General features: G+C 53.7%; 21 protein-coding genes and 1 tRNA gene. All 22 read right to left on the reverse strand.

What is annotated here, in order from left to right:
- Positions 1-13: 13 nt before the first annotated feature.
- Entirely contained in the window at positions 14-691 is a 678-nt protein-coding gene (gene rpsC, locus EL386_RS11805) for a 30S ribosomal protein S3 (protein WP_126456447.1), read from the reverse strand.
- 7 nt (positions 692-698) lie between these two features.
- A complete protein-coding gene (gene rplV, locus EL386_RS11810; RefSeq protein WP_126456448.1) occupies positions 699-1034 on the reverse strand; it encodes a 50S ribosomal protein L22 in 336 nt (111 codons plus the stop codon).
- Positions 1035-1047: 13 nt separating this feature from the next.
- Positions 1048-1320 (reverse strand): 30S ribosomal protein S19, encoded by a 273-nt coding sequence (gene rpsS, locus EL386_RS11815; protein ID WP_126456449.1) that lies wholly within the window; start codon positions 1318-1320, stop codon positions 1048-1050.
- 16 nt (positions 1321-1336) lie between these two features.
- Entirely contained in the window at positions 1337-2164 is an 828-nt protein-coding gene (gene rplB, locus EL386_RS11820; protein WP_126456450.1) for a 50S ribosomal protein L2, read from the reverse strand.
- Between the two features lie 18 nt (positions 2165-2182).
- Positions 2183-2473: a 50S ribosomal protein L23 gene (rplW, locus tag EL386_RS11825; protein WP_126456451.1), complete on the reverse strand. Its 291-nt coding sequence runs from the start codon at positions 2471-2473 to the stop codon at positions 2183-2185.
- Positions 2470-3093, reverse strand: coding sequence for a 50S ribosomal protein L4 (rplD, locus tag EL386_RS11830; protein WP_420856718.1), 624 nt, complete (start codon positions 3091-3093; stop codon positions 2470-2472). Before rplD ends, rplW begins: the two co-directional genes overlap by 4 nt.
- Positions 3094-3103: 10 nt before the next feature.
- Positions 3104-3748 (reverse strand): 50S ribosomal protein L3, encoded by a 645-nt coding sequence (rplC, locus tag EL386_RS11835; RefSeq protein WP_126456452.1) that lies wholly within the window; start codon positions 3746-3748, stop codon positions 3104-3106.
- Positions 3749-3776: 28 nt separating this feature from the next.
- Positions 3777-4103, reverse strand: a complete 327-nt coding sequence (rpsJ, locus tag EL386_RS11840) for a 30S ribosomal protein S10 (protein ID WP_126456453.1) — start codon at positions 4101-4103, stop codon at positions 3777-3779.
- Positions 4104-4108: 5 nt separating this feature from the next.
- A complete protein-coding gene (tuf, locus tag EL386_RS11845; protein ID WP_126456454.1) occupies positions 4109-5299 on the reverse strand; it encodes an elongation factor Tu in 1191 nt (396 codons plus the stop codon).
- A 53-nt stretch (positions 5300-5352) separates the two neighbouring features.
- Complete coding sequence (gene fusA / locus EL386_RS11850) at positions 5353-7455, reverse strand: elongation factor G (RefSeq protein ID WP_126456455.1); 2103 nt, start codon at positions 7453-7455, stop codon at positions 5353-5355.
- Positions 7456-7482: 27 nt separating this feature from the next.
- Entirely contained in the window at positions 7483-7953 is a 471-nt protein-coding gene (gene rpsG, locus EL386_RS11855; protein WP_126456456.1) for a 30S ribosomal protein S7, read from the reverse strand.
- 19 nt (positions 7954-7972) lie between these two features.
- On the reverse strand, positions 7973-8347 hold the full coding sequence (gene rpsL, locus EL386_RS11860) for a 30S ribosomal protein S12 (protein WP_126456457.1): 375 nt from the start codon (positions 8345-8347) through the stop codon (positions 7973-7975).
- A 204-nt stretch (positions 8348-8551) separates the two neighbouring features.
- Positions 8552-12763 carry a DNA-directed RNA polymerase subunit beta' gene (rpoC, locus tag EL386_RS11865; RefSeq protein ID WP_126456458.1) on the reverse strand — a complete coding sequence of 1404 codons (4212 nt, stop codon included), beginning with the start codon at positions 12761-12763 and terminating at the stop codon, positions 8552-8554.
- A 40-nt stretch (positions 12764-12803) separates the two neighbouring features.
- Positions 12804-16877 carry a DNA-directed RNA polymerase subunit beta gene (rpoB, locus tag EL386_RS11870; protein WP_126456459.1) on the reverse strand — a complete coding sequence of 1358 codons (4074 nt, stop codon included), beginning with the start codon at positions 16875-16877 and terminating at the stop codon, positions 12804-12806.
- 143 nt (positions 16878-17020) lie between these two features.
- Positions 17021-17395: a 50S ribosomal protein L7/L12 gene (gene rplL, locus EL386_RS11875; protein ID WP_126456460.1), complete on the reverse strand. Its 375-nt coding sequence runs from the start codon at positions 17393-17395 to the stop codon at positions 17021-17023.
- Between the two features lie 67 nt (positions 17396-17462).
- Complete coding sequence (rplJ, locus tag EL386_RS11880; RefSeq protein ID WP_126456461.1) at positions 17463-17984, reverse strand: 50S ribosomal protein L10; 522 nt, start codon at positions 17982-17984, stop codon at positions 17463-17465.
- Positions 17985-18268: 284 nt separating this feature from the next.
- Positions 18269-18964: a 50S ribosomal protein L1 gene (rplA, locus tag EL386_RS11885; protein ID WP_126456462.1), complete on the reverse strand. Its 696-nt coding sequence runs from the start codon at positions 18962-18964 to the stop codon at positions 18269-18271.
- Between the two features lies 1 nt (position 18965).
- On the reverse strand, positions 18966-19400 hold the full coding sequence (rplK, locus tag EL386_RS11890; protein ID WP_126456463.1) for a 50S ribosomal protein L11: 435 nt from the start codon (positions 19398-19400) through the stop codon (positions 18966-18968).
- A 180-nt stretch (positions 19401-19580) separates the two neighbouring features.
- On the reverse strand, positions 19581-20114 hold the full coding sequence (nusG, locus tag EL386_RS11895; RefSeq protein ID WP_126456464.1) for a transcription termination/antitermination protein NusG: 534 nt from the start codon (positions 20112-20114) through the stop codon (positions 19581-19583).
- A 16-nt stretch (positions 20115-20130) separates the two neighbouring features.
- Entirely contained in the window at positions 20131-20469 is a 339-nt protein-coding gene (gene secE, locus EL386_RS11900; protein ID WP_126456465.1) for a preprotein translocase subunit SecE, read from the reverse strand.
- Between the two features lie 38 nt (positions 20470-20507).
- Positions 20508-20583: transfer RNA gene (locus tag EL386_RS11905), tRNA-Trp, on the reverse strand.
- A 75-nt stretch (positions 20584-20658) separates the two neighbouring features.
- A complete protein-coding gene (tuf, locus tag EL386_RS11910; RefSeq protein WP_126456454.1) occupies positions 20659-21849 on the reverse strand; it encodes an elongation factor Tu in 1191 nt (396 codons plus the stop codon).
- Between the last annotated feature and the right edge of the window lie 103 nt (positions 21850-21952).

Here is a 21952-nt window from a genome sequence, read left to right on the forward strand (position 1 = left end):
ATCAATACCCCTATCAGCTTGCCGCGGCCTTCTCAGGAGCAGCTTCTACGGCGTCTTGCTGACGACCGATAACTTCACCCTTGAAGATCCAGACTTTTACACCAATGATGCCGTAGGTTGTATTCGCTTCGGCAAAGCCATAATCGATATCAGCACGCAGTGTGTGAAGTGGTACACGACCTTCGCGATACCACTCGGTACGAGCGATTTCGGCACCGTTCAAACGACCAGCGACATTAATACGAATCCCTTGTGCACCAAGACGCATGGTGTTGGTTACCGCGCGCTTCATGGCACGACGAAACATAATACGACGCTCGAGCTGTTGGGCGATGTTCTCAGCCACCAAGTAGGCATCCAGTTCCGGTTTGCGAATCTCTTCGATACTGATGTGAACAGGCACACCCATCATCTTCGAAACGGACTGGCGCAGAACGTCGATATCTTCACCCTTCTTGCCGATAACGATACCCGGGCGCGCAGTGTGAATCGTAATGCGCGCATTGTTCGCAGGACGCTCGATCTGGATGTGACTCACCGATGCGCCGGCAAGCTTCTTCTTCAAAAACTCGCGCACCTTCAGATCGGTGAACAGCATACCTGCGTAATCTTTGCTATCCGCGTACCACTTCGACGTCCAGTCTTTGACGATGCCGAGGCGAATACCAATTGGATGTACTTTCTGACCCATTACAACCTCACTTCTCGTCGGAAACCGTCACAGTAATGTGACAGCTACGTTTCAGAATCTGATTGGCACGACCACGTGCGCGGGCACGCCAGCGCTTCATAGTCTTACCTTCATCAACAAAAATTGTTGATACTTTTAACTCATCAATATCAGCACCTTCATTGTGCTCAGCATTTGAAATCGCTGACATCAATAGCTTCTTGACGATAGTAGCGGCCTTCTTCGGGCTAAAAGCCAGAATATCAATCGCTTTTTCTACGGACTTGCCGCGGATCTGGTCTGCAACGAGACGACACTTTTGCGCCGAAATACGTGCACCACTTAGTTTTGCGTTGACCTGCATGCTCGTAATCTCCTTACCTGGACTTCTTGTCGGCCACGTGACCCTTAAAGGTACGTGTGCCAGCAAATTCACCCAGCTTGTGACCTACCATGTTCTCAGTGATAAGCACTGGCACATGCTGACGTCCGTTATGCACGGCAATGGTCAGACCGAGCATATCAGGCACGATCATGGAACGACGCGACCAGGTCTTGATTGGGCGCTTGTTGTTGGTCTCGACAGCCTCATTCACCTTCTTCGTCAGATGAAGGTCAACAAAAGGCCCTTTAGTAATGGAACGTGGCACGCTTCTATTCCTCTATTTACTTAGCGCTACGACGGCGCACGATCATTTTATCGGTACGCTTGTTGCTGCGCGTCTTGTAACCCTTAGTGGGTACACCCCAAGGTGAAACCGGGTGACGACCACCAGAGGTACGGCCTTCACCACCACCATGTGGATGGTCTACCGGGTTCATTACCACACCGCGAACGGTCGGACGAACACCGCGCCAGCGCGTAGCACCGGCCTTACCCAGCTTGCGCAGGTTATGTTCTGACATACCGACTTCACCAATGGTGGCACGGCAGTCAATGTGAATCTTGCGCATTTCACCGGAACGCAGTCGCAGGGTGGCGTATTGACCTTCACGCGCAACCAGCTGTGCAGAGGTGCCGGCACTTCGTGCAATCTGCGCACCCTTGCCTGGCTTCATCTCAATGCAATGAACCGTACTACCGACCGGGATGTTGCGCAGTGGCAGGCAATTGCCCGTCTTGATAGGCGCATCCGTACCAGATGCCAGCACGTCATCGGCCTTCACGCCCTTAGGCGCGATAATGTAGCGGCGTTCGCCATCCGTATACAGTAACAGGGCAATATGGGCCGTACGATTTGGATCGTACTCAATACGCTCTACCTTGGCATCAATACCATCTTTGTCGCGACGGAAGTCCATAATACGGTAATGCTGTTTATGACCACCACCACGATGGCGCACAGTGATGCGGCCATTGTTGTTGCGGCCCGCATTCTTTGACTTCTTCTCAAGCAGCGGTGCATGAGGTGCACCCTTGTGCAGATCCGGCGTCTTAATCTGGACGACGAAACGGCGACCCGCTGAGGTTGGTTTTGCCTTTACTACTGCCATTGCCCTAACCCTTATTTATCAGGCTGATACGAAATCGATGTCTTGACCCGGCTTCAGGCAAACAATCGCCTTTTTCCAGTTCGGACGTTTACCAGGGGTGCGCGTATATTTCATCTTGCCGCGCACGGTCATCGTTTTCACATCAGCAACTTCAACTTCAAACAGCTGTTCAACAGCGCTCTTGATCTCACGCTTGGTGGCATCAATCGCAACCTTAAAGATAAACTGACCAGCCTTGTCGGCCGACATAGTGCTCTTTTCAGAGATATGTGGCGCGACGATTACTTTCAGCAGGCGTTCCTGATTCATGCCAGGTTCTCCTCAATCTTCTTCAGTGCATCCACAGTCACCAGCACTTTATCAAAACGCACCAGGTCAAGCGGGTTCACACCGGAAACATCGATAACATCGACCTTCGGGATATTTCGTGCTGACAAATATAGGTTCTCATCCATGGCTTCGGTAACAATCAGTACATTATCAACAATACCCAGCTTACCCAGCTTGTCAGTGACTTCCTTGGTCTTCGGTGCCTCGGTGTCGAACTTATCGACAACAACCAGACGTTCCTGACGAAGCAATTCCGACAGAATTGACTTGATTGCACCGCGATACATCTTGCGATTTACTTTCTGCGACCAGTCCTTGGGGACGGCTGCAAAAGTTTTACCACCCGTACGCCAGATTGGGCCACGTGTTGTACCTGCACGGGCACGACCAGTACCTTTCTGTGCGAAAGGCTTGGCACCACCGCCGCTAACTGCGCTGCGATTCTTATGCGCGCGAGTACCGGCACGGCCACCTGCCTGGTAGGCAGTTACAACCTGGTGCACGAGTGCCTCATTAAAATCACGACCAAATACATCATCAGAGAGAGTAATACTCTTTGATGAAGCCTTGCCCGTTGCCGTTGTCAGTTTCAGATCCACAACTATGTCCTCAACTACGTGCCTTAACGGCAGGTGTCACCATTACATCGCCGTTCTTGGAGCCTGGTACGGCACCCTTGATCAGCAGCAAGTTATTTTCAGCATCAACGCGAACCACTTCGAGAGTCTGCTGTGTTCTGCGTACGCTACCCATGTGTCCTGACATCTTTTTACCCTTGAACACACGACCCGGTGTCTGGTTTTGACCAATCGAACCATTTGAGCGGTGCGAAAGTGAGTTACCGTGTGTGGCGTCTTGCATACTAAAGTTATGACGCTTGATACCACCCTGGAAACCCTTACCAATACTGGTACCGGTAACATCAACTTTCTGACCTTCCTGGAAGATGTCGACCTTGATTTCGCCACCGGCGGCAAAGTCATCACCCTCACCGTCAGCCAGACGGAATTCCCAAACACCGCGACCTGCCTCAACACCCGCCTTGGCAAAATGACCTGCCTGGGCCTTGGTGACACGAGATGCGCGACGTGTGCCGGTAGTTACCTGTACTGCACGGTATCCATCGCTGTCGTCCGCCTTCATCTGCGTGATGCGGTTTGGTTCCACTTCAATCACTGTCACAGGAATAGAGGCACCTTCATCTGTAAAGATGCGTGTCATTCCAACCTTGCGACCAATTACACCGATAGTCATTGCTTTATCTCTCTCGGGCCTACAGCTGTTAATTCAGCTTGATTTGCACATCAACACCGGCTGCCAAGTCCAGCTTCATCAAAGCATCTACGGTCTTGTCTGTCGGGTCGACGATATCCATCAGGCGCTTGTGCGTACGAATTTCGTACTGGTCACGCGCATCCTTATTGACATGTGGCGAAATCAGCACGGTAAAACGCTCTTTACGCGTAGGCAGTGGAATAGGACCACGAACCTGCGCACCAGTGCGACGTGCGGTTTCAACGATTTCACGAGCAGACTGGTCGATCAGGCGATGATCGAAAGCCTTCAGGCGAATACGTATGCGTTGGTTTTCTGCAGCTGCCTTAGCCATTCTATTTACTCTATAATCTTCGCGACGACGCCGGCACCCACGGTGCGGCCACCTTCACGAATTGCAAAACGAAGACCTTCTTCCATCGCAATCGGTGCGATTAGGGTCACGGTCATCTTAACGTTGTCACCCGGCATCACCATCTCGATACCTTCCGGCAGGTCACAGGCACCTGTGACGTCGGTGGTACGGAAGTAGAACTGCGGACGGTAGCCGTTGAAGAACGGGGTATGACGACCGCCTTCATCTTTGCTCAACACGTAGACTTCGGCTTCAAACTTGGTGTGCGGCTTGATGGAACCCGGCTTACACAGTACCTGGCCACGTTCTACGTCTTCACGCTTGGTGCCTCGCAGCAAGATTCCAACGTTGTCACCGGCCTGACCCTGGTCAAGCAGCTTGCGGAACATTTCAACACCGGTACAGGTGGTGGTCACGGTATCTTTGATACCGACAATTTCAATTTCTTCACCCACCTTGACGATGCCGCGCTCGATACGACCGGTCACCACGGTGCCACGTCCGGAGATGGAGAAGACGTCTTCCACCGGCATCAGGAAGTCACCGTCTACGGCGCGTTCCGGCAGTGGAAAGTATTCGTCCATGGCGGCGACCAGCTTGAGGATGGACGGGGCACCAATTTCGGAGGTGTCGCCTTCCAGGGCCTTCAGCGCGGAACCGCGGATGATCGGGGTGTCGTCTCCCGGGAAGTCGTACATGTCGAGCAGTTCACGAATTTCCATTTCGACCAGTTCGATCAGTTCTTCGTCGTCGACCATGTCGGCCTTGTTCAGGAATACGACGATGTGCGGGACGCCAACCTGACGCGACAGCAGGATGTGCTCACGGGTCTGGGGCATGGGGCCATCGGCGGCACTACAGACGAGGATCGCACCGTCCATCTGCGCCGCACCGGTGATCATGTTCTTTACGTAGTCAGCATGGCCCGGGCAGTCAACGTGGGCGTAGTGGCGGTTCTCAGATTCGTACTCAACGTGTGAGGTCGCAATCGTAATACCGCGCTCGCGTTCTTCCGGGGCGTTGTCGATTTCGTCAAACGCCTTGGCTGTTCCGCCCATCGCCTCTGCCATGACCTTGGTGATCGCCGCCGTCAGTGTCGTCTTACCATGGTCAACGTGACCAATCGTTCCCACATTTACATGCGGTTTCGTTCGTTCAAATTTTTCCTTGGACACGCTGTTACCCTCTTTCTCGATTCAACTGTTACGTTTGTAATAAAAACCAATTATCAAGAAGTCTTCCTAATCACCGCATCTGCGACTTTATTCGGAGCTTCACCATACTTCTCAAATTCCATGCTGTAACTGGCGCGGCCCTGTGTGGCACTACGCAAGTCAGTGGCATAACCAAACATCTCACCTAACGGCACTTCAGCACGAATAATCTTGCCCGAAGGCGAATCATCCATGCCGGTTGGCAAACCGCGGCGGCGACTCAGGTCGCCCATGACGTCACCCATGTAATCTTCCGGGGTAACGACTTCAACCTTCATAATCGGCTCAAGCAGGACCGGATCGGCCATCTTGACACCTTCCTTGACCCCCATCGAGCCGGCGATCTTAAACGCCATCTCGGAAGAGTCAACATCATGGTAGGACCCGTCAAACAGGGTGACCCTGATGTCTACCAACGGGAAGCCGGCGATAACGCCGTTTTCCAGCTGTTCCTTAATTCCTTTATCTACGGCACCGATATATTCCTTCGGTACCACACCGCCAGCGATGTCGTTGACGAACTCGTAACCAGCACCTCGCTCCCGTGGTTCCAGCTTGAGAACCACATGGCCATACTGACCACGACCACCTGACTGGCGAATAAACTTGCCATCCACCTTGTCTACCACGCTGCGAATCGTTTCGCGGTAGGCCACTTGTGGTTTACCCACATTGGCCTCAACACCAAACTCACGCTTCATGCGGTCGACAATAATGTCGAGGTGCAACTCACCCATCCCGGCGATGATGGTCTGACCGGTCTCCTCATCCGTGTTAACACGAAATGATGGGTCTTCCTGCGCCAGCTTCGACAGGGCAAGCCCCATCTTCTCCTGGTCAGCCAGGGTTCTGGGTTCCACGGCCACCGCAATCACCGGCTCCGGGAACTCCATGCGCTCTAAGGTAATCACGTTACCCTGATCGCAGAGGGTGTCACCCGTGGTGACATCCTTTAGTCCCACCGCAGCGGCAATATCACCGGCACGGACTTCTTTAATCTCTTCTCGACTGTTGGAGTGCATCTGCAGGATGCGACCAACGCGCTCTTTCTTACCCTTTACCGGGTTGTACACCGTATCACCCGACTTCAACACGCCGGAGTACACGCGGAAGAAGGTCAGCGTGCCGACAAACGGGTCGGTCGCGATCTTGAAGGCCAGCGCCGCAAAGGCCTCGTCATCCGAGCTTTTACGCGAACCTTCCGATTCTTCCTTATTATCAAGGATGCCGGTAATCGCCGGGACCTCGACCGGTGACGGCATAAACTTGATAACCGCATCGAGCATGGCTTGCACGCCCTTATTCTTGAAGGCTGAGCCACACAGACAAGGAACAACCTCGTTCCTTAGTGTCTGCAGGCGTAAACCTTCAACAATATCTTCTTCCGAGAGGTCACCTGTCTCCAGGTACTTCTCCATCAATTCTTCGTTGGCTTCGGCGGCTGACTCGACCATCTGCTCATGCAGTGTATTGGCCTTGTCCAGCAGCTCGGCCGGAATATCTCTGGCCTCATAGGTCACGCCCATATCGGCCTCATTCCAGTAGATAGCCTGCATGCGGATTAAATCAATCACGCCCTCAAAACCATCTTCTGCACCGATGTTCAGCTGAATCGGTACAGCATTCGAACCGAGGCGCTCTTTAATCTGCTTAACAACACGCAGAAAATCTGCCCCTGCACGGTCCATCTTGTTGACGAAGGCCATGCGCGGTACGTGGTACTTGTTTGCCTGTCGCCATACGGTTTCAGACTGTGGCTCTACACCACCGACAGCGCAAAATACTGCACAGGCGCCATCCAATACTCGCAGCGAACGCTCCACCTCAATCGTGAAGTCGACGTGCCCAGGCGTATCAATAATGTTGATACGGTGCTCCGGGTACTGCTTGTCCATCCCGGACCAGAAACAGGTTGTGGCAGCGGAGGTAATCGTAATTCCGCGCTCTTGCTCCTGCTCCATCCAGTCCATGGTGGCAGCACCATCGTGCACTTCACCAATCTTGTGCGAGACGCCTGTATAAAACAGAACGCGCTCGGTGGTCGTCGTCTTGCCGGCATCGATATGCGCCATAATGCCGACGTTTCGATAGCGTTCGATAGGTGTCTTGCGTGCCACGACGAACCGCCTCTATCGATCTAATCCTTACCAGCGATAGTGCGAGAAGGCCTTGTTCGCATCAGCCATGCGATGTGTTTCTTCACGCTTCTTCACAGCCGAACCGCGCTGCTCAATGGCGTCCATGACTTCACCGGCCAGACGCATACCCATCGATTTTTCACCACGCTTGCGGGCGGCTTCTACCAGCCAGCGCATAGCGAGTGCGGTACGTCGATGAGGACGGACTTCGCAAGGCACCTGGTAGGTTGCACCACCCACACGGCGAGACTTCACCTCAACCATTGGGCGGATGTTATCCAGCGCCTTGGTGAAACCCTCAAGGGCATCAGCCTTGGTACGCTCAGCAACCGTGCCCAGCGCGCCGTAAACGATGCGCTCAGCAACAGACTTCTTGCCACTTTCCATGACCACGTTAATAAATTTTGCCAGCATTTCGCTTCCGAATTTCGGATCCGGCAAAATAATGCGTTTCGGTACTTCTCTTCTTCTCGGCATCTCTAAAATCCCGACTCAATTAGCTTTTAGGGCGCTTGGCGCCATACTTTGAACGACCCTGCCTACGCTCAGTAACACCGGAGGTATCCAGCGTGCCGCGCACGGTGTGGTAACGCACACCAGGCAAATCCTTTACACGACCACCACGAATCAGGACCACAGAGTGCTCCTGAAGGTTATGGCCCTCACCACCAATATAAGTAGTGACTTCCTGACCATTGGTCAGACGCACACGAGCAACCTTACGCATCGCTGAGTTCGGCTTTTTCGGTGTCGTTGTATATACACGGGTGCAAACGCCACGCTTTTGCGGGCATGCTTCCAGTGCAGGCACTGTACTTTTTTCAATCGGGCGCTTACGTGGCTTGCGCACCAGCTGATTAATCGTGGCCATTAACTCTGTTCTCCAGCCCTAAAATAAACTAAGCGCCCAGCCCTGGCTGAACGCTTGCTATTAATATATTTCGATTCTGACCGGTCGGGGTTATCTGCCCAGCTGGTCAATGAAGGCGCGTAATTTTAGGGAGAGTTGCCCTCCCTGTCAAGCCGTTTCGGGGGCCGATTGGCCCCCGAACAACGCATTTGCTGGCCTTGAGGCTTATTCCGCTGCTGGCGGCACCGTCTCGTCAATAACAACCTCTAATTCCGGGGTTTCCGGGACAGAGAGTGCGATGGCGGCTTCCTCTACGCTCTCGCGCCTACGACGGCGCTCGGCATGGTAGGAAAGACCGGTACCGGCCGGGATCAGGCGGCCAACGATGACATTTTCCTTCAATCCGCGCAGGTCGTCCTTCATACCGCGAACCGAGGCCTCGGTAAGGACACGGGTGGTCTCCTGGAAGGAGGCCGCAGAAATGAAGGATTCGGTCGCCAGCGAGGCCTTGGTAATACCCAGCAGCATGCGTTCATATTTGGCCGGGTCTTTGCCAGCGGCAATGGCGGCCTCATTCTCATCCAGCAAACGGGCATATTCGACCTGCTCACCCTTGAGGAACTTGGTATCCGCACCATCGGTCACTTCGGCCTTGCGCATCATCTGGCGGACAATGACTTCGATATGCTTATCGTTAATCTTCACACCCTGCAGGCGATACACCTCCTGCACCTCGTTAACGATGTAGTTGGCCAGTGTACTCACACCCTGCAGACGCAGGATATCGTGCGGAACCGGGGCGCCATCGACGAGGACTTCACCCTTTTCGACATGCTCACCCTCGAACACATTCAGGTGACGCCACTTATGAATGGCCTCGGTGTGTGGCTCGCTGCCATCAGACGGCGTGATCACCACGTTTTGCTTGGCCTTGGCCTCTTTACCCATACTAACAGTACCGGAAATCTCCGCCATCACGGCCGGGTCCTTTGGCTTACGGGCCTCGAACAGGTCGGCCACCCGAGGCAGACCCCCGGTAATATCACGGGTCTTGGAGGATTCCTGCGGGATACGGGCAATCACATCACCCACACCGACCTCGGCGCCATCCTCGATATTCACAATCGAGTTGGCCGGCAAGGCGTACATGGCCGGGATCGTCGTACCTACCAGATTCAGCGGCTCACCCTTGTCATCAAGCAGCTTCACCGTCGGCTTCAGGTCCTTACCGACTGTGCCACGTGTCTTCGGATCGGTGATGCTGAGACTGGACAGACCCGTCACCTCATCGACGACCTTGTTCACGCTCACGCCATCGACGAAGTCGCTGAATTTCACGCGACCCGCCACTTCGGTAACAATGGGGTGGGTATGTGGGTCCCAATTGGCGATAATCTGGCCCGATTCGATACTGTCACCGTCATGGATGCTCAGCACCGAACCATAAACGACCTTGTAACGCTCACGGTCACGGCCCTGCTCATCAATAACGATGATTTCACCGGAACGGGATACCGCCACCAGGTTGCCCTCTTTGTTTTCAACCGTCTTCAGGTTGTGCAGACGTACGCTACCCTTGGACTTGACCTGAATACTGTTCACCGAGGCGGCACGCGATGCCGCACCACCAATGTGGAAGGTACGCATGGTCAGCTGGGTACCCGGCTCACCAATAGATTGCGCGGCGATAACACCAATCGCTTCACCCCGGTTAACGAGGTGGCCACGACCCAGGTCACGACCGTAACAGGCCGAACAGATACCGTGACGGGTTTCACAGGTGATCGGTGAGCGAACGACAATCTCGTCGATACCCATTTCATCCAGACGCAGCACCCAGCTTTCATCCAGCAGGGTACCGGCCTCAACACCGGTGCTACCGTCCCTGAGAACCACATCCTGCGCCACGACACGACCCAGTACACGTTCACTCAAAGGCTCAACCACGTCACCGCCTTCAATCAACGGCTGCATAACCAAACCTTCGCTGGTACCACAATCATCATCGGTGACGACCAGGTCCTGGGCGACGTCGACCAGGCGACGGGTCAGGTAACCGGAGTTAGCCGTCTTCAATGCGGTATCGGCCAGACCCTTACGGGCACCATGCGTCGATATGAAGTACTGAATAACGTTCAGGCCTTCACGGAAGTTGGCCGTGATCGGCGTCTCAATAATCGAGCCATCCGGCTTGGCCATCAGGCCACGCATACCGGCCAATTGACGAATCTGCGCGGCACTACCACGAGCTCCGGAGTCAGCCATCATGTAGACGGAGTTGAAGGAGTCCTGCATCACCATGTTGCCCTTGGAATCTTCAACTTCGTACTGACCGAGCTTGTCCATCATGGCCTTGGCAACCTGATCATTAGTATGTGACCAGATATCCACAACCTTGTTGTAACGTTCACCATTGGTCACCAGACCGGAGGTGTACTGGTGCTGAATTTCACGCACTTCGGCCTCGGCACGACCCAGGATCTCTGCTTTGCTCTCCGGGATAACCATGTCATCAATACCGAAAGAAACGGAGGCTTTAGTTGCATAAGAGAAACCGGTGTACATGAGCTGGTCGGCGAAGATAACAGATTCCTTCAGACCCACCTTGCGGTAACACTCGTTGATCAGCTGTGAAATGGCCTTTTTCTTCATGGCCTTGTTGATCAAGTCAAAGGACATACCTTCCGGCAACAGCTCAGACAGGATCGAACGACCGGCAGTCGTTTCTACGCGTCGGAAGGTTGTCTCTCTATCACCGTTTTCGGCGATAGTCGTTTCCTTGATGCGAACACTGACCCGGGCGTGCAGGTCGACAACACCATTGTCATAGGCACGATGCACTTCGGCGACGTCTGTGAAGTACATGCCTTCACCCTTTGCGTTCACACGATCACGCGTCATGTAGTACAGGCCCAGCACCACGTCCTGAGACGGTACGATGATAGGCTCACCGTTGGCTGGCGACAGCACGTTATTGGTCGACATCATCAGGGTACGCGCTTCCAGCTGTGCTTCAATAGACAGCGGAACGTGTACAGCCATCTGGTCACCGTCGAAGTCGGCGTTGTAGGCAGTACAGACCAGTGGGTGCAGCTGAATGGCCTTGCCTTCAATCAGGACTGGCTCAAAGGCCTGGATACCCAGACGATGCAAGGTTGGCGCACGGTTGAGCATGACCGGGTGTTCGCGGATAACCTCTTCAAGGATATCCCAGACTTCCGGACCTTCGCGCTCAACCAGCTTCTTCGCCGCTTTAATCGTGGTAGCGAGACCACGCAATTCCAGCTTGCCAAAGATGAACGGCTTGAACAGTTCCAGTGCCATTTTCTTCGGTAGACCACACTGGTGCAGCTTCAGGGTCGGGCCCACCACGATCACGGAACGACCGGAGTAATCGACGCGCTTACCGAGCAGGTTCTGACGGAAACGACCCTGCTTACCCTTGATCATGTCGGCCAGTGACTTCAGCGGACGCTTGTTGGTGCCGGTGATGGCCTTGCCGCGGCGTCCATTGTCCAGCAACGCGTCAACGGCTTCCTGCAACATACGCTTTTCATTGCGGGCGATGATGTCCGGGGCGTTCAGGTCCATCAGGCGCTTGAGGCGATTGTTACGGTTAATCACACGGCGGTACAGATCATTCAGGTCGGAGGTGGCGAAACGACCACCATCGAGTGGTACCAGTGGGCGAAGTTCCGGCGGTAGAACCGGCAACACACTCATGATCATCCACTCCGGCTTGTTGCCGGACTCGATGAAGGCCTCCATCAGCTTGAGACGCTTGGTCCACTTCTTGATTTTTGTTTCCGAACCGGTTGTCGGCAGGTCTTCACGAATCTGGGCAATTTCTGCCTCCAGGTCCAGGTCCTTCAACAGAATCAGGACAGCCTCGGCACCCATACGGGCATCAAACTCATCACCATTTTCTTCAATGGCGTTGAGGTAGGCCTCTTCTGACAGCAACTGCCGCTTTTCAAGGGTGGTCATGCCCGGGTCGACGACCACGAAGGCCTCGAAGTAGAGCACGCGTTCGATATCGCGCAGGGTCATGTCTAGCAACAGGCCCATGCGTGAAGGCAGAGACTTCAGGTACCAGATATGTGCAACCGGACTGGCCAGTTCAATGTGCCCCATACGCTCACGACGGACCTTGGCCAGGGTGACTTCAACGCCACACTTTTCACAGATCACACCGCGATGCTTGAGGCGCTTGTACTTGCCACAAAGACACTCGTAGTCCTTGACCGGACCAAAGATCTTGGCACAGAACAGACCATCACGTTCTGGCTTAAAGGTACGGTAGTTAATGGTCTCCGGCTTTTTCACTTCGCCGAATGACCATGAACGAATTTTATCCGGTGAGGCCAGGCCGATGCGAATCGCATCAAACTCTTCTGTCTGACCCTGTTGCTTAAGTAGATTTAACAGATCTTTCATGTTCTTTCCGCCTTACGAAAGATTGATCCAATACTGCGCATTAGTCTTGTTCCAGCTCGATATCGATAGCCAGTGAACGAATTTCCTTCAGCAATACATTAAAGGACTCCGGCATACCCGCCACCATACGATGATCACCGTCAACAATGTTCTTGTACATCTTGGTACGACCCTGAACATCGTCCGATTTAACCGTCAGCATTTCCTGCAAAGTGTAGGAAGCACCGTAGGCCTCGAGTGCCCAGACTTCCATTTCACCAAAGCGCTGACCACCGAACTGTGCCTTACCACCCAACGGCTGCTGGGTAACGAGACTGTATGGCCCGGTTGAACGAGCGTGCATCTTGTCATCAACAAGATGGTTCAGTTTCAGCATGTACATATAGCCGACCGTAACCGGACGCTCGAACTCGTCACCGGTGCGACCATCCTTGAGAAGGGTCTGGCCGGAACGTGGCAAATTCGCCAGTTCAAGCATATGACGAATATCATCTTCCGAGGCACCATCGAAGACCGGTGTCGCCATCGGCACACCGCCACGCAGGTTCTTCGCCAATTCAGTGATCTCGTCATCGTTGAATGACTTCAAATCTTCCATCACACCACTGCTGTTGTAAACCTTGTCGAGGAACTTGCGCATCTCTTCGACCTTGCAGTGCTCGTCAAGCATGTCACCAATGCGGTGACCCAGGCCCTTCGCGGCCCAGCCAAGGTGGGTTTCCAGCACCTGCCCCACGTTCATACGCGAAGGCACGCCGAGTGGGTTCAGCACCACGTCTACCGGGGTACCGTCATCACCGTATGGCATATCTTCAACCGGCACGATCATGGAGATCACACCCTTGTTACCGTGACGACCCGCCATCTTGTCACCCGGCTGGATACGACGCTTGACGGCAACGTAGACCTTGACCATCTTCAGCACGCCAGGGGCGAGGTCATCACCCTGAGTGATCTTGGTCTTCTTCTCATCGTAACGGGCATCGAAGTCCTTGCGCTGTTGCTTAAATTGACCGGCAAGGGCCTCAAGCTGACTCGCAGCGGCTTCGTTATGCAGACGCACATCAAACCACTTGGAACGCTCCAGCTCGGTCAGGTAGGCCTTGGTGATCTTGTCACCAGACTTCAGTCCGTTCGGTCCACCGTCTGCCTGTTTGCCTGTTAACAGCTTCTCGGCGCGCGCGTAAAGGTCTTCTTCAAGGATACGCAGCTGATCGTTTAGGTCCTTCTTGACCTTGGCCAGTTCGCTTGCCTCGATTTCCAGGGCACGGGCATCTTTCTCGACACCGTCGCGGGTGAAGACCTGCACGTCGATAACCGTACCGGTCATGCCGGATGAAACGCGTAGCGAGTTATCCTTTACGTCCGAGGCCTTCTCACCAAAGATGGCACGCAGGAGCTTTTCTTCCGGTGTCAGCTGGGTTTCACCCTTCGGTGTTACCTTACCAACGAGGATATCACCCGGTTTGACCTCGGCACCGATGTAGACAATGCCTGACTCGTCGAGCTTGGCCAGTGCCGACTCACCGACGTTGGGGATATCACCGGTGACTTCTTCCGGACCGAGCTTGGTGTCGCGTGAGACACAGGTCATTTCTTCGATATGAATGGTGGTGAAACGATCTTCCTTGACGAGACGTTCTGAAATCAGAATCGAGTCCTCGAAGTTATAACCGTTCCAGGGCATGAAGGCGACCAGCATGTTCTGACCGAGGGCCAGTTCGCCCATGTCGGTAGAAGGGCCATCGGCCATCACGTCACCACGGGTCACTGTGTCACCGTTTTTCACCAGCGGGCGCTGATTGATACAGGTGTTCTGGTTGGAACGCGTGTACTTGGTCAAGTTGTAGATATCGACACCTGGCTCACCGGCAACGGTTTCGTCATCGTTAACACGAACCACGATACGACCGGCGTCAACGGAGTCGACCACACCACCACGGTCGGCAACCACGGTCACACCGGAGTCGATGGCAACGGTACGCTCTATACCAGTACCCACCAGCGGCTTTTCGCTACGCAGGGTCGGTACAGCCTGACGTTGCATGTTCGAACCCATGAGGGCGCGGTTGGCATCGTCGTGCTCGAGGAACGGGATCAGGGCCGCGGCCACGGATACGATCTGACGTGGTGAAACGTCGATGTAATTGACGTTCTCTGGGGTAGACAGGGTAAATTCGTTCATGTGGCGGCAGGAAACCATTTCGTCCTGCAGCTTACCCTTGGCATCCACCTCGGCATTGGCCTGAGCGATGACGTAACCACTTTCCTCGATCGCCGACAAGTACTCGATTTCGTCGGTAACCTTGCCATTCACCACCTTCTGGTAAGGAGTTTCGAGGAAGCCATAATCATTGGTTCGTGCGTACACGGCCAGTGAGTTAATCAGACCGATGTTCGGGCCTTCAGGTGTTTCAATCGGACAAACACGACCGTAGTGAGTCGGATGCACATCTCGTACCTCAAAGCCGGCACGTTCGCGGGTCAAACCACCCGGGCCAAGCGCCGAGATGCGACGCTTGTGGGTCACTTCTGAGAGCGGATTGTTCTGGTCCATAAACTGCGACAGCTGTGAAGAACCAAAAAATTCCTTGATGACAGCTGAAACAGGCTTGGCGTTAATGAGTTCCTGCGGCATCAGGCCTTCGCTCTCGGCAATGCTCAAGCGTTCCTTGACGGCACGCTCGACACGCACCAGACCCACACGGAACTGGTTCTCGGCCATTTCACCGACACAACGTACACGGCGATTACCGAGGTGGTCGATATCATCGACGACACCGTTACCGTTACGGATGTTAAGCAGCGTCTTGATAACATCAATAATGTCATCATTGGACAGGGTGCCTTCACCGACAACTGCATCACGACCGACACGACGGTTGAACTTCATGCGACCGACAGCGGACAGGTCATAACGATCGGCATTGAAAAACAGGTTGTTGAACAGATTCTCGGCGGCATCCTTGGTAGGCGGCTCACCCGGGCGCATCATACGGTAGATCTCGACCATGGCCTCGAGTGCATTGGTGCTTGCATCGATGCGCAGGGTCTCCGATATGAACGAACCTCTATCAAGATCGTTGGTGTAGAGTGTTTTGATCTCCGGGACACCGGCTTCAAGCAGGGCTTCAAGCAGCTCTTCGGTGATCTCAGCATTCGCCGCACAGACTAGTTCACCCGTTTCGGTGTTGACGATATCGTTGGCGATGACCTTACCCATCAGGTATTCATTAGACACCTTCAGGGAAGTCACTCCGGCCTTTTCGAGTTCGCGAATGTGGCGTGCAGTAATGCGGCGACCGGATTCGACGATTACCTTGCCCTTGGCCTTGATGTCGAAGCTGGCGGTTTCACCACGCAATCGCTCTGGCACGAGGTCGAGAACGATATCGTCCTTAACAAACTTCAGGGTGTCCGTTTCGAAGAACATCTCCAGCATCTGCTCATTGTTGTAACCGAGCGCACGCAACAGGATCGATACCGGCAGCTTGCGACGACGGTCGATACGAACAAAGACGTTATCCTTCGGGTCAAATTCAAAGTCCAGCCAGGAACCACGGTACGGAATCACACGGGCATTGAACAACAGCTTGCCGGATGAGTGGGTCTTGCCCTTGTCGTGGTCAAAGAACACGCCAGGTGAACGATGCAACTGGGAAACGATGACACGCTCGGTGCCATTGATAACAAAGGTACCGGTATCGGTCATGAGCGGCAGTTCGCCCATGTAGACTTCCTGTTCCTTAACTTCCTTGATGTCCTTGCCGCCGCTGGACTCCTTGTCATAAATCACAAGGCGCAGCTTGACGCGTAACGGTGCCGCATAGGTGACACCGCGCATTTGACATTCCTTGACATCAAATACCGGGGTTCCAAGACGGTAGCTGACATATTCCAGCGCAGCGGTTCCCGAATAACTTACAATTGGGAAAACCGAGCTAAACGCGGCATGCAGCCCCTGCTCTTTGAGATTATCATCCGCAGCGCCAGCCTGGAGAAAACTCCGGTAGGAATCCACTTGAATGGCCAACATATATGGCACATCCAGAATCCCCGGGCGCTTGCCGAAATTATTACGGATGCGTTTCTTTTCAGTAAACGAGTACGCCATCTCGAACCCTCAGCAAAAAATAGTAATTCTGTAATCGATACCTGATAAAACCATCAAGCAACGACAAAAAGGCAGAGGGTTGGTGACTTTTGGTCACCAACCGCAAACTGCCAGGTGTTGTCTCGCAATACGCACAGACGAGCTTATTTAAGCTCGACTGCGGCGCCTGCTTCTTCCAACTTTTTCTTAACGTCTTCAGCTTCATCCTTGGAAGCGGCTTCCTTAATAGTTGAAGGGGTGCCTTCAACCATGTCCTTGGCTTCCTTCAGACCGAGACCGGTGATAGCACGAACAACCTTAATGACAGAAACCTTATTGTCACCAAAACTGGTCATTACTACATCAAACTCGTCCTTTTCGGCAGCGGCTTCACCAGCAGCAGCTGGAGCAGCTGCCATGGCAACCGGTGCGGCGGCGCTTACATTGAACTTCTCTTCCATTGCTTCGATGAGATCAACAATCTCTACAACGGTCATGTTGGAAATAGTTTCCAGGATATCGTCTTTACTGACGGCCATGATCTTACTCCTAAAATAAAACCTAAAATCTACTCAGACCGCTAAGCGGCCAATTCGGTTAAAAGCCTTACGCTGCCTTGGTGTCGCGAACAGCACCCATCACACGGGCAAGCTTGTTGTTCGGTTCTGCCAACGTACGGACAAACTTGCTGATTGGTGCCTGTATAACGCCACACAACATGCCAAGGGCCTGATCGCGTGTCGGCATACTTGCCAGCGTTGCAAGTTGCGAGGCATCCATAAGTTTGCCGCCCAGTGCAATACTCCGCACCACCAGCTTGTTATGGTCTTTCGCAAAATCCTTGAAAATTCGAGCCGCTGCAGCCGGGTCTTCTTTTGAGAAGGCCAACATTAACGGACCGGTCAAGGTGTCCTGTAAGCAAGCGTAATCGGTGCCTTCCACTGCACGACGTGCCAACGTGTTCTTAACGACGCGAAGATAGACGTCTGCACCGCGCGCTTGTTTGCGCAGGGCGGTCATCTCGTCAACGGTCAGACCACGGTACTCAGCTGCAATTGCAGACTGGGCACTGGCCGCGACTTCAGCGACTTCAGCAACGATTGCCTTTTTTTCCTCAAGGTTCAGCATTGTGCCGTTCCCTCCAGGTTGCATTCGGAAACACGATACTCAAACCAGCTATCGCCACGGACCCCTTGTCCGGTTTCCTTTGTCACACAGAATACCGCGTGCGGTATTCCACCCGTTGGTGACCTTCGCCAGTAAAAACTGTCTAGGGCTTCACCATCTGCGCAGGCCGGGATGCATCCCATTAAGCGCCATGCACCTCCTGTGCATGCCTCACCTGCGGTCTTTGACGCACCTTCAGCTCATTAAATAACCGAAGGGGCCCAAAGCCTGTTGACCGGTCCCGATTAGATCTCGAGACTGGCCTTATCTACCGGAACACCCGCACCCATGGTGGTGGAGAGGGTGATCTTCTTCATGAATATGCCCTTCGCTGAACTTGGCTTGGCCTTATTCAGGTCGGCGATCAGTGCGTCGAGATTTTCGCGCAGTGCCTTCGGTTCAAAATCAACCTTGCCGATGGTGGCGTGAATGATACCGCCCTTGTCAGCACGGTAACGGATCTGACCGGCCTTGGCATTCTTCACGGCCGTTTCAACATCAGGTGTCACCGTACCGACCTTCGGGTTAGGCATCAGGCCACGTGGGCCGAGGATCTGACCCAGTGTGCCGACAACGCGCATGGCATCCGGTGTCGCAATGACGACATCAAAGTCCATGACGCCACCCTTAATAGTTTCAGCCAGGTCTTCAAAACCAACGAGGTCTGCACCGGCTGCCTTGGCCTTGTCGGCGTTTTCGCCCTGGGCGAATACGGCAACACGGATGGTCTTGCCGGTACCGTTTGGCAGTACCGTCGCGCCACGCACGTTCTGGTCGGACTTACGTGGGTCAATACCGAGGTTGATACTGACATCAACGGACTCGACAAACTTGGCCTTAGGAAATTCTTTCAACAGGTTCAGTGCGTCGTCGATAGCATAGGACTTGCCGGCTTCGACCTTCTCGCGGATGGCCTGTGTGCGTTTACTCAGCTTTGCCATCTTACTTTACCCCTTCTGTTTCAATGCCCATGCTGCGAGCACTACCGGCGATAGTTCGCACAGCGGCATCCATGTCAGCAGCAGTCAGGTCTGGCATCTTGGTGTTCGCAATCTCTTCGAGTTGCGCACGGGTCACCTTGCCAACCTTGTCACGATTAGGCACGGCACTACCACTTTTCAGACCAGCGGCCTTCTTCAGCAAGATAGCAGCCGGCGGCGTCTTCATGATGAAGGTGAAGCTCTTGTCACTGTAGACAGTAATAATGACCGGAACCGGCATGTTTGGTTCCAGATTCTGTGTCTGGGCGTTAAACGCCTTACAGAAATCCATGATGTTCAAACCATGCTGACCCAGGGCTGGGCCGACTGGCGGACTAGGATTCGCCGCGCCTGCAGCAACCTGTAGCTTTACGTAGGCTTCAATCTTCTTTGCCATGTTAGTACTCCTAAAGTGGGTACAAGCGCCTGATACTTACGGACCAGGCTCCCCTGTTAATACAATTGATAACGACCGAGGTAACTATCAATCTCGTTATCCCTTAATAACGGCACAAAAACATAAGTTACTTCGTAACTGAGTTTTTGCGCCTTCCTCGAAAAGGGTTAAAACAACGTTTTAACCCTTTTCGACCTGCCCGAATTCAAGTTCGACCGGGGTAGAACGACCAAAGATCAGGACTGCTACACGCAGCTTGCTCTTCTCGTAGTTGACTTCCTCAACCACGCCGTTGAAATCATTAAATGGCCCATCGGTAACACGAACCACTTCGCCTGGCTCAAACAGCACCTTCGGCTTCGGCTTATCAACACCTTCCTGCACGCGATTAAGAATGGCATTGGCCTCTTTCTCGCTGATCGGTGCTGGGCGGTCACTGGTGCCGCCAATAAAGCCCATCACCTTCGGCACATCTTTCACCAGATGCCAGGTGTCGTCGTCCATTTCCATTTCCACCAGTACATAACCGGGGAAAAACTTGCGTTCTGACTTGCGCTTCTGGCCCTCACGCATTTCCACAACTTCTTCAGTCGGCACCAGGATCTCGCCAAACTTATCTTCCATGCCAGCGAGCTTGATGTGCTCGACAAGCGAACGCTTGACGGCATTTTCAAAACCCGAATAGGCATGTACTACGTACCAACGCTTAGCCATGAAATATATTCCTGCCTTAACCGATCAGTTTTTGTACTAACCACGCCAGAAACGAGTCAAAGCCCCAGAGGATCAACGCCACTATAATCACCATGGCGATAACCGTCAGGGTCATCTGTACTGTTTCCTTACGTGTCGGCCAGACAACCTTACGTACTTCGACGCGCGCATCCTGGATAAATGCCCAGGCATCGCGACCCGCAGTTGTCTGCAAAGCGACGACCATAGCCACAATTGCCATTACCAGAACACCAACGACACGCAATACCATCTGCTGGTCGGCGAAATAATAAAAGCCTGTTATGCCTGCACCCAGAATAAGCAGTGCGAAAAGCATTTTAATTTTGTCTGCCATGCCTTACGTAACCTTGTTGCCGTCCGTTCAAACCATTCTGGCAGGCCAGGAGGGAATCGAACCCCCAACCCTCGGTTTTGGAGACCGATGCTCTGCCAATTGAGCTACTGGCCTATTACCTTGTTGCTGGTGATGCACAAAAGAGCGCTCGCGGCACGAGCGCTCTTTATGCAATTTTAAAAACCAGCTTTACTCTATGATCTTCGCGACGACGCCGGCACCCACGGTGCGGCCACCTTCACGAATTGCAAAACGAAGACCTTCTTCCATCGCAATCGGTGCGATTAGGGTCACGGTCATCTTAACGTTGTCACCCGGCATCACCATCTCGATACCTTCCGGCAGGTCACAGGCACCTGTGACGTCGGTGGTACGGAAGTAGAACTGCGGACGGTAGCCGTTGAAGAACGGGGTATGACGACCGCCTTCATCTTTGCTCAACACGTAGACTTCGGCTTCAAACTTGGTGTGCGGCTTGATGGAACCCGGCTTACACAGTACCTGGCCACGTTCTACGTCTTCACGCTTGGTGCCTCGCAGCAAGATTCCAACGTTGTCACCGGCCTGACCCTGGTCAAGCAGCTTGCGGAACATTTCAACACCGGTACAGGTGGTGGTCACGGTATCTTTGATACCGACAATTTCAATTTCTTCACCCACCTTGACGATGCCGCGCTCGATACGACCGGTCACCACGGTGCCACGTCCGGAGATGGAGAAGACGTCTTCCACCGGCATCAGGAAGTCACCGTCTACGGCGCGTTCCGGCAGTGGAAAGTATTCGTCCATGGCGGCGACCAGCTTGAGGATGGACGGGGCACCAATTTCGGAGGTGTCGCCTTCCAGGGCCTTCAGCGCGGAACCGCGGATGATCGGGGTGTCGTCTCCCGGGAAGTCGTACATGTCGAGCAGTTCACGAATTTCCATTTCGACCAGTTCGATCAGTTCTTCGTCGTCGACCATGTCGGCCTTGTTCAGGAATACGACGATGTGCGGGACGCCAACCTGACGCGACAGCAGGATGTGCTCACGGGTCTGGGGCATGGGGCCATCGGCGGCACTACAGACGAGGATCGCACCGTCCATCTGCGCCGCACCGGTGATCATGTTCTTTACGTAGTCAGCATGGCCCGGGCAGTCAACGTGGGCGTAGTGGCGGTTCTCAGATTCGTACTCAACGTGTGAGGTCGCAATCGTAATACCGCGCTCGCGTTCTTCCGGGGCGTTGTCGATTTCGTCAAACGCCTTGGCTGTTCCGCCCATCGCCTCTGCCATGACCTTGGTGATCGCCGCCGTCAGTGTCGTCTTACCATGGTCAACGTGACCAATCGTTCCCACATTTACATGCGGTTTCGTTCGTTCAAATTTTTCCTTGGACATGGATACTCTCCAACCTTTTATCTACGTCGGCCACTTGCGTGAACGCCGACACTGGTTTCACATAAAATAACTAATTCTTTACTATTCAAGCCCGCTACCCGGT

It is taken from the genome of Sulfuriflexus mobilis (assembly GCF_003967195.1).
GTDB classification, from domain to species: Bacteria; Pseudomonadota; Gammaproteobacteria; order AKS1; family AKS1; genus Sulfuriflexus; species Sulfuriflexus mobilis.